Below are 17098 nucleotides of genomic sequence, written 5' to 3'. Positions count from 1 at the left end.
CGTTAATTGTCAATAAAAAAAGGTCCTGCTAATTAGCGGGACCTCAATCATTTGGGTTGTATTCCGTTTAAAATCATATCAATACCGCGTTTCAGTTCGTTATCCAGATCGGAAGAAGTTGGTTTGAGCAAGAGCTGGTACATAATAAAACCGATTATAAAATCAGACACCAGATCCAGATCTGTATCTTGACGGAGTTTTTCTTTCGGGATATAACGTTCAAGTAGACTGGAGATTTCCTTGGTCTTCGGCAGTGAATGGTTTTCCCAATACGACTCTGAAATCTGTGAACTGCCAGATAGGGTAGAAATCAGCAAAGAGAGCATCTGCTTCCCAAGCGGATTGTTCATCTGATGGGCAAAACTTAGGGCCATTTTGTACAACACTTCATGTAGTTCGCCTTGTACAGCTGTGCTGAACTCTGGCTTGACACGTTCCAGTGCATCCACGACCAGCGCTTCCTTGCTGCTCCAACGCCGATAAATTGAGCTTTTGCCTACGCCTGCGAGCTGTGCGACAGACTCCATACTCAGTTTCTCCACACCTACTTCGCCAAGTAAGGTTAGCGTGGCATCCAGTATGCGTTTGTGAACTTCTGTACTCCTTGGTCGACCGCGAGAAATGGGATTCTCCTGATCTGGGGGTTGCTTAGCGTCCATGCGAATCCTTCCCCGTTCCTTATAAGATTATTTCGTTATTATAACATATCATCTGTTCAATCTTGTGTTAATGGATGACCATCCTCATAGCGCCAGCCTGGGGAGGGAGTGATGTTGCAATGGAGTTACCTATCCATACATCAGCACTTCGACCAACTAGTGTTGCATCCAAAGGTACAGTGACGGTCTCTCCTTCAATGATGAGTTCGGCATTTGGATGAAGTGAAATCAAGATGGGTCCTGATTCAATACCGCTATCTACTTCATTATTGATGAGGACTTGTCCCTTTTCTTCATAAAAATCCGTAATTACCCCACTTACAGCTGGCTTCCCCTCCCTCTTTTCCGCATCTTCTTCAGAACATCCTAACGTTAGGAGAAGCAAAATAAGCGGTAATAAAGATAATCTTCGTAAAATGGACATTTGTTGCTCACCTCATTTTTTGTAGTGTAGCTATACGTATGACGATTTCTAAGCCATCAAAGTTCCTGCACATCGCTGAAAAAAGAACGGAAATTCTTCGATTTGATCTGGAACTAGAAAATGGAATATGTTAACATATAGGTAACTTACAGAACGGAGGGATACGTGTGGCAAATTTTATCCGAGTGAGATAGTATGGCGAAACGTTTGTTTACGCTTGCTGTATTTTTGCCTGTGTGCAGCTCATCGGGATCGGTTTGCCTATTTACACGTATGCCGCTAGTCGTGAAAGAATCGCTCTTCTAGAGTGGTTCTTTTATGTACTACTATTTTTCCGCGAGCATTCAGGTATACCCAATTTTCGAAATGGACTGCACAGGCATGAATGAATGTCTGTGTTTTTTAATTTTATGGAGGAAAAGGGGATTACCCGATATGACAAAATCGAACGTGAATGAGCATTTGGAATTTCAAAAGAAATTAACATCTTTAGCTAAGCAGAATGGGCTTTGGATTGCTGAGGAATCCATGAAAATCAATGAGTCAGGTATGGACTTTCGCGTAGCGTTTGCCACCGATGAACAGGGACAACAGTGGATACTGCGCCAGCCACGGCGCGAGGATGTATGGGAGCGGGCCGAGAATGAGCGCAAGGTGCTCGAGGTTATAAAAAGCCATTTGCCAGTAGAGGTACCGGAATGGCGGATTTGTACGCCGGAACTGATCGCTTATCCTTTACTTGATGGAGAACCGATTGCGGTCGTTGATCCGGCAGGGGGAGGATATGCATGGCGATTTCCGCAGGAAAGCTTATCCGATGATTTTTTCGATTCGCTCGCTGCAACACTCGCGGCATTGCACAACATTGATCCTGATGAGGCGGTAAAGGGCGGAGTGCGAAGCAAGACGCCTACGGAAGCTCGTGAAGCTTTTGCAGCCAATATGGAGGAGATAAAACAGAGTTTTGAGGTGCCAGATCTACTGGCTAAGCGGTGGGAAGCGTGGTTGACAACGGACAGCTATTGGCCTGAGCACTCAACGTTCAATCACGGTGATCTGCATCCGCCGCATATTATCGTCGACGATACCCAACGGGTAACCGGGCTGATTGATTGGACTGAGGCGGAGATTGCCGATCCGGGAAAGGATTTTGTCATCTATTATGCGCTCTTTGAAGAGGAAGGGTTGCGGGATTTACTCAATCGCTATGAGAAAGCAGGGGGAAGGACATGGCCCCGGATGCTGGAGCATATTCGGGAGCAGTGGGCGGCATACCCGGCAATCGTTGCACAGTTTGCACTAATCACTGGGGAAGAGTCCAATATGGAAATGGCAAGAGGTATGCTTGCAAGCTGGGATGTGAAGCGGGATTAATAGAAGGCGAGAAAACGCCAGTAAGGAGAAGGGCGCGTGACACAACTTCGTGTAGTGTGTTTGTTGTTTGCAATCACGTTAACAATCGGTCTATTGGGTTGCTCGGCCCCTTTTTCCAGCTCGGAAGATGATGAATTAGATGTTCTCTCCCAAGATCGGATACAGGAACTGAGGGAGGAGTATCCACTATCGCCACAGTCTCTTGTGACTCCATGGATGAAGAAAGTGACCTTTAAAGAGATCATGGACTTTGCAGATGCAGTTGTGGTGGCAGAGGTTGTGAGTGTTCTGCCAAATTTCAGTATGGTGTTGACCACCGAACCAGATACACCCGAACGCAAAATGACAGAAAAGCAGGAGAGTATGGGGATGACTCCCTACGAAGCTGAGTTCATCTCTTACGAAATAGAGGTGCAGGAAGTCATTACAGGAGGAGATGTAGCCAAGGAGACGTTTCTGTTCTATAACGCAGCGTTTGCAGGGATTGAGCCAACACTTAAACCTGGACAGAGAATAGTCACAGCGATCAAAAAGGGAGTAGAGGCCGAGCAACGAGGAGGTTATTCCTTCTCTCGTTATGGTACGTACTATATCGTTGATGGCGATTATGTCCTTTCTGCCTATGGGGGGTTCTCGAACAAGGCACTTGAATTCACCAAACAAACGAATGGAATCAGGCTGGAGCAGTTTGTAAAAATGGTTCGAAGCTTGGTGCAGGAGTAAAGGTATACGCATGACCCATAGAATCAAAAAAAAGAAAAGGCCTCTCCACATGAATTGTGGAGAGGCCTTTCTTATCAAATTGATTCATTATCTGGAGTCGTAAACTGTCATTCTATTTCAGCATACTTACATATTTTCCGTATACATAAGCTGCGCGGCCATCCAGTTTCACTTTTACCCAACCATACTTGTCTGTACTGATCACCTCAAGGACAGTGCCTTTTGGTACGGCAGTAACCACTTTGGCTTTGGATGAAGCGCTGGAGCGTACGTTCAGGTAGGCAGCAGTAACCTTGGCTTGTTTGCCTTTTACGACTGTACCCGGTTTACCTGTGCTTGGTGAAGTGGATGGTTTGCCGGGTTTCGATGTGTCTGGTGTCGGTTTTGGTACCGTTGGTGTCGTTGGTTTCTCAGGTGTAGTCTCTTCCTCACCGCTACCAGTGGACGCCTTGCGAGCTTTATTCAGCTCTTGATAGAACTCTCCCTTGGTTTTCACGCCAGAGAATTTCGCGATACTTACGTTCGCTTTGGCGGCAAGAGCAGTCATTTCTTCTTCAGTCACCGCATCCAAAATGTTAATGGACGCAATGTTGGTATACTTGCCATCCTCCGTTGTCGGAACAGACATGATGCCATCATTAATCAACTCTACAATATCAGCACGTGCAGGTGCTGTCAGGTCTACGCCGGTGATCTTCCAGTTGTGCTGGATTTTCGGCTCGTAGACGCCTTTCATAACATCTTTCAAGTAAGCAATGGACAGATTACGGATCGTACCTTGAATCTCGCCAAATGCGGAAGCATCCTTGGAGGACCACAGCTGCTTGAACTTACGGCCTTCCAATGCGCCACCCTTGGCAATTAGTGCTTCCATCCGATAGGCGTTCATGCCAAGCTTCAGCGTATCGTCTTCTTTAATCACTGTCCCATTGCTGTATTTGAGGTTCGTAATCCGACTGCCGTAAGGCTTGGTCAGGTCAATCTCATACGTCACTCCACCGAAGAAGTCGTCGGTACTATATTTGGAAGCGCGCCGTTTCGGATCAAAGCTGATCGTCACATCGCCAGGGCGTGTGGAGTTAAAATAACCCGCAGACCATTCCATGTAGTCCTTCAGATCATGTCCGGTCACTTCATATACCGTTACTTCTCCGAAGGCATATTGATAGTTGAATGCAATGTCCTTCTTTTTGATCGGTCCGACATCCAACTTGGCCTTATCGTTATCGATCTGGTGAGCAACAACGTCGGCATCGCTAAAATGCAGCATAACTTCGGTGAAGAAGTCGGAGAGGGGTGTCTCCTGAATCTGCACGGCAGGAATGCCTTTGATCTCATCCGCTGGCACCAGGTTGGTTCCTTTCAGTTCAGCCACTTCAATGTTGGCATCGGCACGAGCGAACTCGTGGAACGGATGCAGTGTATCTTCCAGTCCGGGATCGGACACTTCATAGGAGCCGTCGGCTGCTTTTACAGCGAGTGCTTGAGCTTCCTTGCTTTTCAGTACAACTTTGTCGCCTTCTTTGGCAAACGTCAGATCGATTCGCGAAATGTGTGAACCGTATTTGTTCGGCTCGGAGATCAGTACACCGTTAACCGTCTGGGATTCAATCAGCGTATGCATATGTCCGGCAAAAATGGCAGCCAGCTCGGGGTTGGCGTTGGCGATATCGGTCACCCCGGTGCCCGGGTTTCCGTTCTCGTTGTCCAGTCCCATATGCATGAGTCCAACCATGACATCCACTTTGCCTTTCAGCTCGGCGATGGCCTTCTTGGTCTCTTCCACCGGATCTTTGACAATGATGCCGTCCAGGTGATCCGTACCTTTCTCGAACTCGGTAATCATAGGTGTGTTCATTCCGATGACACCAACTTTGATACCGTCTTTCTCAATAATCGTATAGGCTGGCATGTAGCGGTCGCCGTTTTCTTTGAAAATGTTACCTACCAAGGGTTGTCCCTTGAACTGTGAGGAAATCTTCTCTAATACGTCCAGTCCAAAGTTGAATTCATGATTTCCCATCACCCATGCGTCATATTTCATTTCGTTCATTGCGACCATCATGGGAGATTGCGGTTGATCGTTAAACAGTTCAGCCGAGTTGTCCTGAATCATGTCGCCTGCATCCAGCAGGATTGTATTCGGATTCTCAGCACGTACTTTTTTCACGATCGTATACAACTGCGTCATGCTGCCCGTCGGATTCGGACCGTCCAGAGCGTAGTCCCATGGCATAAATCGGCCATGAATATCCGATGTGCCGAGCAACGTAATCTTGGTTTCCTTGGCTGCTTCGGCAGCTTGAACCGGAGTGGCAGCGAAGGGTGCAAAGAGGATGGAGGCACATAAAAGGAACGATAAGGGCCACCCGGCATAACGTTTCGGTGAAAATTTGCGCATGTTGTAATCTCCCTTGTTATCTAGTGTTATGTAAAGATATGTGTCATTGGAGTTAATACTAGATAAACATTTGGTAAATGTAAACCACAAAATGACAAATGAAAGAGACTGCTCTTAATCATTTCATGGAAACACTTCAAGGAATGATCGGAGCAGTCCCTACACGTTTCTTCTATATGTTTAAACTTCTTCCTCAGCAACACCCAAATCATATTTATTTGTATATGAAGCTTGGCACTTCAGTATGAAAATGTTACTGATGAAGAAGGGTTTTCTCGTTATGGAGGAGAGATAGCGCTCTGCTCCAGACCAACTGTGCCCTTAACTCTTATACCGTTTCAATTGAACTACGACTACGAGAGGTGGAACATTTTATTTTGACAACGATGGATACCAAAGCAAGCAAACCAAAGATGATTCCACTCCAGATGACCTGATGGATTCCGAGTTGGGCAATGAACCAGCCGCCAATGGAGGTACCAAGGGTAATTCCCAGATTAGAGAAAGAGACAAAGAGGCTATTTCCGAATTCCGGTGCTTCCTGAGATTCCGTCGTAAGCCAGGTTTGGCTGACAATCAGACCACCAGAGTGAATCGCACCCCAGACGAATACCATGATAATCATAGGAATGAAATAGGAGCCTGCATAGAAAACGAGTAAATAAGCGGCCATGTATAACACCGGGAAGAAGAGAACGGTTCTCGGAATATTCCGATGCAGAAGCTGTCCGAATACCAAGTTTCCGGCGATCATAATAACACCAAAAGCCAAGAGCATCGCACTAATCCATGAACCGTCCATACGGGTGACTTGCCCAAGGTATTCGGCGAAATAACTGTATACAGAGAACATCGCTGCAAAAATAAAAATGACAGCGGCAATATTAAGCCACAGCGCAGGTTTACGCAAAACGCTGATCTGTTTGCCATAAGACATCTTCTCCTGCACAGGCATGGATGGCAGCCAAATCAATATACCGATGAAAGCAATGATACTGACAGCCGCTCCGAACCAGAACGCAGCTTCCAGCGAGAATCGATCGGCAAGATAGGAAGTTAGGGGCACCCCAAACGCAAAGCCGGCAGTGATTCCGGTAAACACTTTGGCAACCGCCTGACTGCTTTTTTCCGGTGGGACCAGCTTGGCACCCGTGACGAGAGCGACGGAGAAGAAGACCGGATGAAAAATGGCCGGGATAATCCGAAAGATTAACATCATGTCGAAGCGGGTTGTGTAGGCATATACTACATTCGAAATGGCGAACAACAGCACAGCAATTAACAAAATGGTTTTACGATTGATACCAGATACGAGTAAAGTCAGGAAAGGGCCAGACACGGCAACGACTAGCGCGAAAATACTTACCAGCCATCCAGCTTGTGCAGCGGTGATATTGAATTTCTGCGTGATCAAGGGCAGCACTCCAATAATGCCTACTTCTGTAGTGATGATGGCGAATACACCCAATGCGAGAATGAGGATGAGCAGCGGGTTAACCTGTTGTGATTTCATGGTAAAGTGTGGACCTCCAAATTCATTTTTATATATATAGATAAGTAGATATATTGAAGTGAAAAATTACCTCCTTGCCTCTGTATAAAATTATGGCCGATATAATAAGTTCTCAGAATTACATTATATCTATATTTATAGATTTGTAAATATAATAAAGTGTAACGTCTTTGTTTAGGTTATTATGCTAGTACCCAATATCTATACTTTCTTAGGGACAAGCTATACTTTCTACATGGATAATTACAAATATATCCAGTAAAATGATGAATGTAAACGCTTACTAGATTTTCAACTATTAAAAACTAAAGGAGGAAGATCATGTTCAAGTCCAAATGGTTTAAGACCGTGGGTGCGTTAGCGTTAGTGGGTGTGCTTGCCACATCAGTAGCCGTCGGAAGTGTAAGTGCAGGTTTGGCGAAAGGCAGCAAGTTTCTGGGCAATATTATTGCAAGCAGTGTTCCCTCGAATTTTAGTCCATATTGGAATCAGGTGACGCCGGAGAATTCAACCAAATGGGATGCAGTGGAAGGCACGCGCAATAACATGAACTGGTCTCAGGCCGACATGGCGTATAACTATGCGGTTAACAATGGATTTCCATTCAAATTTCATACCCTTGTATGGGGAAGCCAGCAGCCGTCGTGGATTAACAGCCTCTCCGCTGCCGATCAGAAAGCTGAAGTGACACAGTGGATTCAGGCTGCTGGCCAGCGTTATTCCAAAGCGGCTTTTGTCGATGTGGTTAATGAACCGCTGCATGCCAAGCCTTCCTATCGCAATGCCATTGGAGGGGATGGAGCAACAGGCTGGGATTGGGTGATTTGGTCTTTCCAACAAGCAAGACAAGCTTTTCCTAATTCCAAGCTACTGCTGAACGAATATGGTATTATCGGTGACCCGAACGCGGCGGATCAATATGTACAGATAATTAATATTTTGAAGAGTAGAGGGCTGATTGACGGCATCGGTATTCAGGCGCATCACTTTAATATGGATAACGTCTCCGTAAGCACGATGAACACCGTGCTGAACAAGCTGGCTGCAACAGGTCTGCCGATCTATGTATCCGAACTGGACATAACGGGAGACGATAACACGCAGTTACAGCGCTATCAGCAGAAGTTCCCTGTGCTGTGGCAGCATTCTGCTGTCAAAGGTGTGACACTGTGGGGTTACAATCAGGGTCAAACCTGGGTTAACGGTTCCCATCTGGTGAACAGCAATGGTACAGAGCGTCCAGCAATGCAATGGCTAAGAAATTATCTTGCCAATAATCCTTAAGTTCTCATAATCATGCTCTGACGTTATCAGCTGCATCCCAGAATAGCGCCTGTTCCGCAGTCAAGCCGCGGAGCAAGGCGCTAATTCTGTTTATATCTTCTTTCTAGCCTTCCGAGATAACAATACTATTGAAGGAGTCAGCCTCCAACTCAAATTTAAGTGTCTGCCCCTCGTATGACAAACACAAGTCACGAGGATCCTTGAACGGATTGTTGATGACGATCACGAGACTGTTGTCAGGATTGCGGAATGCTACCGATTTGCCACTCCAGGCTCCAGACAGACCCACTCTTCGTGCACCAGGAACAATATGATGGGCAAAATGCTTCATCACATAATACTCGGGATTTCGAATGGCCTCACTCGTATCCGGGTCTACTGTAATCATCGAGTTTTGCTCCCAACCCCACGTGCTTCGGCCTTTTGGCTCCAAAACCATGTTCCAGTAGATATATGCATTCACTCCATTGCTGAAATAGTGCTGGTACAGGTTGAATACATACTTGGCGTAGTTCCACGAGTTGTTGCCATCGCCGCACTCATTCTCGGTCTGCATGTATCGAAGCTCCGGGTAGCTTGCCGCTGTGCGTTGAATAGCATTTTTGCCTGCCCACTGATAACCTACTCCCTTGATATAGGCGTACGCTTTGGGATCACTAAGCACCAGTCCGGCGTATTCGTCAAAATCATTCGTTTTTTTCTTGATCAGTTCCTCCCATGGGTCAGGCGCGTTGATCGTACCCAGCCAGATTTCCGTCTCCAGACCATGCTGGTCAAAAGCAGGGCCCAGATAATCGGCGATAAACTCACGCAGCTGCTCGCCAGTCCACATGCAGGAAGGAAATTTCTGATCCGCGATGACTTCGTTCTGCACATGAACCTGATGGATGGTGATGCCTGCCTCACGGTAAGCCTGTACGAATTTGACGAAATACAGTGCATACGCCTCCAATATCTCCTTCTCCCAGCGCAGCGTACCGTAGTTATAGGCTTTCGGCGATTTCATCCAGGTTGGCGGACTCCAAGGCGAGGCGAAGAATTGCAGATTTGGATTATAGGTCAGGGCCTCTTTGATGTAGGGAATTAGGTATTTGAAGTCACGTTCAATCGAAAAATGTTCCATGGCCACGTCGCCGTCCACCTCATTGTGGCTGTACCATTGTTCTGCATAATCACTCGCGCCGATTGGCAGGCGGCAGATGTTGAATTTGTGTTCGCCTTCCGGGTGAAAGAGGGAATGAAAGACTTCATGTCGCTGCTCCTCATTCAAGTGGGACAGGGCCATATAGCCAAGCTCATTGAAGCAGCCGCCAAATCCTTCTACAAGCTGATGCTGTTCACCTGTGAGCTTTAGATTAGCGCTTTCATTTGTGATTGTATAAGAAATCTCTTTCCACGAAAGATTGGGTGTAGTGGAATAGCCGTGTAACGTAAGAGACATAGGAATTTCCTCCTCGCTTGAACCTCAGGTATGTTGTACAGTACAGTCAGTATATCAAGTCCCGCTTCAAAAGCAGATACGCTGAACCGTGTAAAATTTGCCCTAAACCAAGGTGGTGTAATTCATGATCATCCCTGAACCATTTCGTTCCTATCTATCTCCCGAGAGCCGGTGGTTGCCTGCGACGGATTGGAACGTCAAGCTGTTTGGTGCTCACATGCAGAAGGTGAACCAAGGCTGGCATGTGCCGCAGGAATCCCATTTGGCCTTTGAATTAATTCTGATTCTGGAAGGCACACAAACGACAATACTGGAGAACATCCGTTATGACCTTCATCACGGAGATATATTACTTATCCCACCCGGGTGCAAGCATACCAATGAATGCAATCAGGAGAAGGGGCTGACCTACTTTATTGCCCATTTCAATGTGGACGAGGTTTTGTTTCGGCAAGGGATGAGTCGACAAGTTCAGCTGTTGTTCCCGAATGGCAGCGAGGATAATCAGCGATTGACGGAAGTGATGATGAAATGGGTGAACCTTCTTCAGCAAAAAGAAGAATATACAACGGCAGATCTGTTCCGCATGCAGGCTGGTTTGCTGGAGATTCTGGCGATCTTGGCAGAGCAAAGCTCCTCCCGTTCTCAAGAATCCGTATCGCCTACTGTGGCGCACTATGCAACACTGATTGCCGAGGCAATCAAAAGCCGCTTCAGTGCCAGTAACATTCAGCGGGAAGGGCTGGGGGATAAGGAGATTCGGATTGAAGAGATCGCTGCTTCACTGCAAATCAGCCCTGGATATGCACTGGAGACGTTCCAGAAAGTATATGGCATCTCCCCGCGCAGATATTTGTCCGAGCTGAAGCTCCACGAGGCCAAGCAGCTGATCCATCAACCTGATTTGAACCTTACCCGGGTTGCCGCCATGCTCGGATATTCCAGTCTTGCTCACTTCAGCCGGCAATTCAGAAGATGGACTGGCATGAGTCCCAGTGAATACAGACAGACGATGGGCAGCATCCGTTTTTTTGAATAAACCGAATTCCCGCGTGCCCACATCCAATTTAATGCGCACCAAAAATCCCCGCTGACGATTCAGGCGGGGACTTCGCTGTGCATGCAAGAAGCTGCATGGATGGCATATGAATGGATTGTGCATTGAGATAAGTAGAGATAAGCGCGTGGTGCTTGATTATACTTTTGTTAATTAAGGTTGTGGTACACTCTCGTCCTGTGCTTTGTTTTCAAAGATCAGGATCGTTTTGCTGCTTCCGATATACCCAACCGTCGTATGGAATTGCTCCGAAATAAATCGTACCGGGACAAACGCCTTGCCATCTCTCATCAACAGAGGCGCGTCGTTTACCGCAAGAGTATCATCTATACTCACCTGTTTGTTGCCCACCGTCCACTTAAGTACCGTGTCATTTTGCGCAATCTGTACCTCCTGTGTATCCGGATTCCAGTTCACGCTGGCATTCAATTGCTCCGAGACAAAGCGAAGCGGCACATAGGTCCGTCCATCCTCGATAAAAGGCGCAGCCTCCAGCGCGTATGCCTGATCACCCACATAGGCGGTTGTAGACCCTTCAACCAGTCGCTGGAATCTGCCTTGCGGGGTGCGCTTCTGCTCGCGTACGTTCATTTGATTTAGAAGGCGCATCGTGTTGCTGCCGCTAGCGACGTCCAGGTAGTTGTTTTGCACCGTTAATCCGGCAGGTTCCGGCTCGGAGACCGAAGTCTGAGTACCCGAGGACAAGGAGGTGGAGGTCGAGATATCCGTTATGGCATTAGCAGAGCTGTTTCTTGTAAAAGTAAATCCGGCAATGGGTGTCAGATCCCACACTCGGTTGTTGGACAGCTTCAGCACTTCCAGCTTGGACAGCTGCCGTAACGGCACCAGGTCATAGATCTGATTGGACTCCGCATTCAGTTCTTTAAGCCCAATCAGGCTCTCCAGGGGCGCCAGATGCTGGACCTGATTCCCGGAGACGTCCAGCGTCTGTAGACGTGTCATATGCTCCAGTGGCATCAGATCGGAAATCTCGTTGCCTGCCACATTCAACTTCTGAAGTGTATTCGGCAGATCAGCCAGTACATCCAGTGTCTGAATATGGTTGTTGGCCACATTGAGCTGTTTAAGCTTTCTTTTATCCGCCAGTGGTGTCAGGTCCGTGATCTCATTGTTCGAGATTTCAAGCCATTGAAGATCATCTGCATCAGCCAGTGCGGAGAGACTCGTAATCTGGTTACCGCTGGCGTGAAACGTATGTAGTCGGTTGAATCCACGTACAACTTCTATGGAAGAAATGGAATTGTTGCTGATATACAGCCGTCCCAGGTCTTTCAGATCAGCCAGTGCATCAATGGATGTAATGTAATTGTTGCGAACGTCAACCTCGCGAAGCTGAGTCAGATGCTCCAGCGGTGTTAAATCGTCAATCTCATTGCCATATAACCGGAGGTGAGTCAGATTCGTGGCGTATTGCAGACCGGCCAGGCTTTGAATGCCTGCATTGCTCAGATCCACAACGTTCAGCTGCTCCAGATCGGATGAGGTTAGAGGGGAATCTACCGGTTTGTTCAAGATCAGTTTCAGTCCGTTCTCCAGTGCAGGGTCTTCGATGATTCCTTCGCCCAAGTCTGCAGTAGTATAGGCCATCGCTTGCCCAGCCGCCCCGAGACTCAGGATGAATACTAGAAATAGTAGAGTCATTCTTCTCATTGCATGATTTCCCTCCGATTCCGATTTTGAGATTATAAAATACTCCGAACAGATTGAGTTCTTTGATGATATATAAGGTAAGTACAATATTTACACGATAACGGAGAGGGCAGAAAAAACCAGAAGAAGCGAAGCGGTCACCTTTATCACGGGATTTCTCCCTTTAGTAAAGGGAATCAAAGAAATCCGGGGATAACAGGGATCTGAAGGTTGTTCTGCCCTCGGAGTGGTAAGTGTAAATGGATCAGTTTAACTTATGCAGGCACGAATAAAAACACATCTATAGTTATTAACCAGTCATTAGGCAAAAGGAACATGAAATTCATGACAGGCAGAACATCTACTTCTATTCTATATGATACCAGCCCCATACTGCACTCTTCCGATCATCTTTTTCAAAAAAAATTGTACAACTCCCCCAGATCGTATTCAACTCCATGGCAGATAGGGTATAGATGAAGTAAAGAATGCCATTTGGAGGAGAAGATGCAGGTATGCGCCAAGCCATGATCATTAGCAATCCATCGTCCGGTAAAGAAGAAGCTAAGCAGTATGTGTCCCAAGTCAAAGAAATTCTTGAATCACAGCAGTATGAAGTGGTGATTAATGAAACGGCCGGGGAGGGCGATGCGACCAACTACTGCCTGAGTGCCTGCCAAGACGGCAGTGATCTCGTCATTTCCATCGGAGGAGATGGGACACTGCATGAGACGATTAACGGCATGATGGATCAGGAACATCGTCCCAGACTGGGTGTGGTGCCGCTGGGTACGGTGAATGATTTTGCGCGTGCGCTGAATATCTCACTTGACCCGGAAGAAGCCATTCGACAGTTACGATCGGAGCAGGTTCATAGGGTAGACCTCGGTAAAATTAATGATCGTCTGTTTGCCAACGTGGTGGCAGCCGGTTCATTGGCAGAGGCGCTGTTCTCAGTATCGTCGGAAGAAAAGTCGAAGCTGGGTTCATTTGCTTATTTGAAAGAAGGATTGAAAGACCTGATGAACACACCCGCCAAGCAGCTAACCATTGAGTATGACGGGCAGTTTTGGGAGGGGGAATCTCCTCTTTTTCTCGCGGCGCTGACGAATTCGGTTGGAGGTTTTGAGAAATTGTCCCCGGATGCAGCGGTAGATGATGGGTTAATTCATTGTTTTGTGATCCGTAGCATGAACGTCTTCAATACAGTTACACTCGGAACGTCCCTGCTGTTTGGCAATCTGAAGAACCATAAGGATGTTGACTATTTTACGGCAAAAGAAGTTCATGTCCGTTCCACGGATGCCATCCGCACGAATGTAGATGGAGAGGAAGGGCCTTCCCTGCCCATTCGAATCCGTGTATTGCCTCAGCATATTGAAGTGATCGTCCCGGAAGAAGTGTAAGCAGATGAATGATGCAGAAAAAAACCTCCATTATTCCATATAAGAATTCTATAATTCCATTGAAACCGATTGCAGTTCTGTGTCACAATCATAGACGGAAGACAAGTATATACCAGTTGGCAATGATTATGGGCATTAGAGTACGATACTATTCGAATATGGAGGGAAATCATCTTGAGAACAATTAAACTTGGCAGCAGCGCACTCGAAATACCGGTTGTAGCCGTTGGCTGCATGCGAATTAATTCATTAAGCAGCAAAGAAGCAGAACAGTTTGTTCATTCCGCCATGGAAGCAGGCGCGAACTTCTTCGATCATGCTGATATTTATGGAAACGGAGCATGTGAGGAGATCTTTGCAGAGGCTGTGCAGATGAATCCCCAGATTCGTGAAAATATGATTCTTCAGTCCAAATGCGGTATCCGCAAAGGCATGTTTGATTTCTCAAAAGAGCATATCTTGAATTCGGTGGATGGCATTCTGCAACGCTTGAAAACCGAGTATCTGGATGTTCTGTTGCTGCATCGCCCGGATACATTGGTTGAACCGGAAGAAGTGGCTGAAGCCTTTGACCAGCTGGAGCGCGAAGGCAAAGTGCGTCACTTCGGGGTATCCAACCAGAATCCGAACCAGATCGAACTGTTGAAAAAATACGTTAAACAGCCACTGGTAGCGAACCAGTTGCAATTGAGTATTACCAACACCACGATGATTGACAGCGGAATCAACGTGAATATGGAGAATGATGCCGCGGTTAACCGTGATGGTGGTATTCTTGATTATTGCCGCCTGCATGATATTACAATTCAACCATGGTCCCCGTTCCAATACGGATTCTTCGAAGGCGTATTCCTGGGAAGCGACAAGTTCCCGGAACTGAATGCGAAGATCGATGAGATTGCTGCAAAATATGAAGTGAGCAACACGACCATGGCGATTGCCTGGTTGCTGCGTCACCCTGCTCATATGCAGCCAGTGACAGGCACAACGAACATCCAGCGTTTGCAAGATTGTATCAAAGCTGGCGATGTTCACCTTACGCGCCAGGAGTGGTACGAAATCTATCGTGCAGCTGGCAATGTGCTGCCTTAAACCAAGAGTAATATATAGCAGATCGTTCTGCTATATTGCATGTAAAACACGAGCGCATATGCTGCTCGTGTTTTTATTTTATCCTTTATTTGATGCTTGTCCTTTCCCGGTATAAAATAAGGGTAGGGCCTTTATTTTAACAAAAGGATTTTTTTGTAATTAATACAAATTAGTTGAATTTATCTTATTGACCCTTGCTTAATTATTACATATAATTACTTTTGCATACCGTTAATCCTGTTTATGGTTTTTTATTTTGGAGGGTGGTGTTAGTTTGGAGCCGACAACCACGATACGCGATCACTTAGAAAGTTATCTGAAGCGTGAGCAGATGTCCATTAGTCTTTTTTCGGAAACGTCAGGAATTAACTCCGGTACGCTGAGCAATATTTTGAACAAGAATCGTCCGATTGCGATGCAGCAGCTGGATCGAATCACTTCAGCTATGAGACTTGAAGAAGGTTACTTCTATGAATTGTACATAGATGAGTGTTTTGTCCATGCTGCCCCTGACTGGCGAAGACTGGGACCATTCCTTCATCGATGTGCTGAGTTGAATAAATTGAACTGTATTGAAGAGGTTATCCGCTTGATGATGGATAATCTATCTTATATTCCTTTGCTATTTGATCTGGCTGAAGAATTCTACCATGCCGGTAATTTCGAACCGGCCGTTCTACTATATGAAACGATAGCCGAAAGTGAGAAAATGCAACACTCCGAACGGCTTGCACTATGTCAGTATCGACTCTTCAGGCTGGGACTGACCAATGATCAGCAACGAAATCTGATTATCGCGGCTCAATTCGAATACTATGTTGACCGGCTTGATGAACGTTATCAGCTGGATGCGCTCAACGAATTGATTAATGCCTTTGGGGCCTTGCATAGATGGAATAAAGTGCAGGAGCTGTCCGAGAAGTTAAAGGTGAAAGCAACCATCCATTATGAGTTGAATGGGAGAAGGAAACAGGAAGAAACAAAGAGACCTATTGTGTTCTACATTTTGTATTCCTATTTGGCTTCAGGAAGTGCGTGTTATCAACTTAAGGACTATCAAGGCGCCCTTAAATATGTTTCTTTATATACGGATAACAGCTGGGTGAAGAACCCTGATCAGGACGAAATGGTAGTCATGAATCAGTTTCAGGAATGGGCTGAGGGCAACCGTTATATATATCAATTAATGAGCGGACAGTTTGAGGTGTTACCTGAATATTTGAATTACATCTCAACAAAAGAAAATGAGATTTTCCCTGCGCTTTGTGATATTGTGACTGCTGCAAACCGCTATGATAAAAATATTGATGATGTACTCGAACAGTATGAATCTTACTTTACGTACCAGGAACAAAGCAACCGAATCGGAAAAGTCAGCAGACAGGTTACAGATGATCGATATCTACGTCTATTAGCGGATCTGGGTGCGTATTATCTAAAGAAAGATGAGTATTTCACAGGGATACAATTTGTTCTGGATAGTTTGCGATTCTCTATTGAAATTAGCAGTGGACGAGGTATGCTTAGAGGTGTCGGACTGTTTGAACAATATAGGGAGTTTGCAACTGAGACGGCGAAACAGCAATACAAATTGATCATTAGTGAGGTGCAGAAACTCAATGAAGAGAAAGTTGGCTTTGCTGATAGCTACATGTAGTATTATTATTTACATTGTAGCTCCTGCTACGGATCCTGTCTCAAGCAACGAAGTTCCAGATCCCACAATTATGAGAACTGCTGACCACGGATTCGGAACTTAAAAATGGGTAATGGACGCTTCTGAATATTCATTCAGAGGCGTCTTTTTTTGCGTCTGGTGGAAGAATAAGTATGTCGTACCCCTTGCGGCCTATCGATTGGCATAATAAACTAAAATATGACAAAAAGGAGGGGTACTATGGATTGCCTGGAGTTAATGTCACAGATCGAAGAAGCCAGACAACAGCTTCACCGCTTGCAGTCGGAATACGGCAGTCTGCTTCATCCTGAAGTCATCCAGCAATCTGTAGTTTTGGACGGTCTTATTAATCAATACAATCGAGCCAAAATGAAAAAATTGATCAATTAGGGGTTC

14 protein-coding genes are annotated in these 17098 nt (G+C 46.2%); 8 read left to right on the top strand and 6 right to left on the bottom strand.

Annotation, left to right across the window (positions count from 1 at the left end; genetic code table 11):
* Positions 1-47: 47 nt before the first annotated feature.
* Positions 48-659, bottom strand: coding sequence for a TetR/AcrR family transcriptional regulator (locus tag QP794_RS10470; protein ID WP_285076242.1), 612 nt, complete (start codon positions 657-659; stop codon positions 48-50).
* Positions 660-726: 67 nt separating this feature from the next.
* Positions 727-1083 (bottom strand): hypothetical protein, encoded by a 357-nt coding sequence (locus tag QP794_RS10465; protein ID WP_285076241.1) that lies wholly within the window; start codon positions 1081-1083, stop codon positions 727-729.
* Between the two features lie 435 nt (positions 1084-1518).
* Here QP794_RS10465 and QP794_RS10460 point away from each other — a divergent pair, with 435 nt between their 5' ends.
* The gene (locus QP794_RS10460) at positions 1519-2457 is read left to right on the top strand and encodes a macrolide 2'-phosphotransferase (protein WP_285076239.1); all 939 of its coding nucleotides are present in this window, start codon (positions 1519-1521) and stop codon (positions 2455-2457) included.
* 36 nt (positions 2458-2493) lie between these two features.
* Positions 2494-3180 carry a hypothetical protein gene (locus QP794_RS10455; RefSeq protein ID WP_285076237.1) on the top strand — a complete coding sequence of 229 codons (687 nt, stop codon included), beginning with the start codon at positions 2494-2496 and terminating at the stop codon, positions 3178-3180.
* Positions 3181-3292: 112 nt separating this feature from the next.
* Here the strand turns inward: QP794_RS10455 and QP794_RS10450 are convergent, their stop codons facing one another.
* Together QP794_RS10450 and QP794_RS10445 are read right to left on the bottom strand one after the other, a co-directional pair.
* Complete coding sequence (locus tag QP794_RS10450) at positions 3293-5581, bottom strand: 5'-nucleotidase C-terminal domain-containing protein (RefSeq protein ID WP_285076235.1); 2289 nt, start codon at positions 5579-5581, stop codon at positions 3293-3295.
* A 328-nt stretch (positions 5582-5909) separates the two neighbouring features.
* On the bottom strand, positions 5910-7094 hold the full coding sequence (locus tag QP794_RS10445; RefSeq protein ID WP_285076233.1) for an MFS transporter: 1185 nt from the start codon (positions 7092-7094) through the stop codon (positions 5910-5912).
* Between the two features lie 321 nt (positions 7095-7415).
* Between QP794_RS10445 and QP794_RS10440 the strand changes: the two genes are divergently transcribed.
* Positions 7416-8378 carry an endo-1,4-beta-xylanase gene (locus QP794_RS10440; protein WP_094938252.1) on the top strand — a complete coding sequence of 321 codons (963 nt, stop codon included), beginning with the start codon at positions 7416-7418 and terminating at the stop codon, positions 8376-8378.
* Between the two features lie 103 nt (positions 8379-8481).
* On the opposite strand, the gene QP794_RS10435 is transcribed toward QP794_RS10440, so the two are convergent.
* Positions 8482-9819, bottom strand: coding sequence for a glycoside hydrolase family 30 protein (locus QP794_RS10435; protein WP_285076229.1), 1338 nt, complete (start codon positions 9817-9819; stop codon positions 8482-8484).
* 124 nt (positions 9820-9943) lie between these two features.
* Between QP794_RS10435 and QP794_RS10430 the strand changes: the two genes are divergently transcribed.
* The gene (locus QP794_RS10430; RefSeq protein WP_285076227.1) at positions 9944-10858 is read left to right on the top strand and encodes an AraC family transcriptional regulator; all 915 of its coding nucleotides are present in this window, start codon (positions 9944-9946) and stop codon (positions 10856-10858) included.
* A gap of 171 nt (positions 10859-11029) precedes the next feature.
* On the opposite strand, the gene QP794_RS10425 is transcribed toward QP794_RS10430, so the two are convergent.
* Positions 11030-12547, bottom strand: coding sequence for a leucine-rich repeat domain-containing protein (locus QP794_RS10425; protein ID WP_285076225.1), 1518 nt, complete (start codon positions 12545-12547; stop codon positions 11030-11032).
* Between the two features lie 494 nt (positions 12548-13041).
* On the opposite strand from QP794_RS10425, the gene QP794_RS10420 reads away from it, so the two are divergent.
* The 4 genes from QP794_RS10420 to QP794_RS10405 all read left to right on the top strand — a co-directional run bounded on the left by QP794_RS10420 (position 13042) and on the right by QP794_RS10405 (position 17092).
* Positions 13042-13932 (top strand): diacylglycerol/lipid kinase family protein, encoded by an 891-nt coding sequence (locus tag QP794_RS10420; protein ID WP_285076223.1) that lies wholly within the window; start codon positions 13042-13044, stop codon positions 13930-13932.
* 174 nt (positions 13933-14106) lie between these two features.
* The gene (locus QP794_RS10415; RefSeq protein ID WP_285076221.1) at positions 14107-15024 is read left to right on the top strand and encodes an aldo/keto reductase; all 918 of its coding nucleotides are present in this window, start codon (positions 14107-14109) and stop codon (positions 15022-15024) included.
* 274 nt (positions 15025-15298) lie between these two features.
* Positions 15299-16681, top strand: coding sequence for a transcriptional regulator (locus QP794_RS10410; RefSeq protein WP_285076219.1), 1383 nt, complete (start codon positions 15299-15301; stop codon positions 16679-16681).
* 240 nt (positions 16682-16921) lie between these two features.
* Positions 16922-17092, top strand: a complete 171-nt coding sequence (locus QP794_RS10405; protein WP_076287270.1) for an aspartyl-phosphate phosphatase Spo0E family protein — start codon at positions 16922-16924, stop codon at positions 17090-17092.
* Positions 17093-17098 lie beyond the last annotated feature (6 nt).

Origin of the sequence: Paenibacillus sp. UMB7766-LJ446 (assembly GCF_030226665.1) — a bacterium.
Taxonomy (GTDB): Bacteria; Bacillota; Bacilli; order Paenibacillales; family Paenibacillaceae; genus Paenibacillus; species Paenibacillus vandeheii.
The sequence above is the reverse complement of the archived record's forward strand: the minus strand, read 5'-3'. Positions and strand labels throughout refer to the sequence as shown.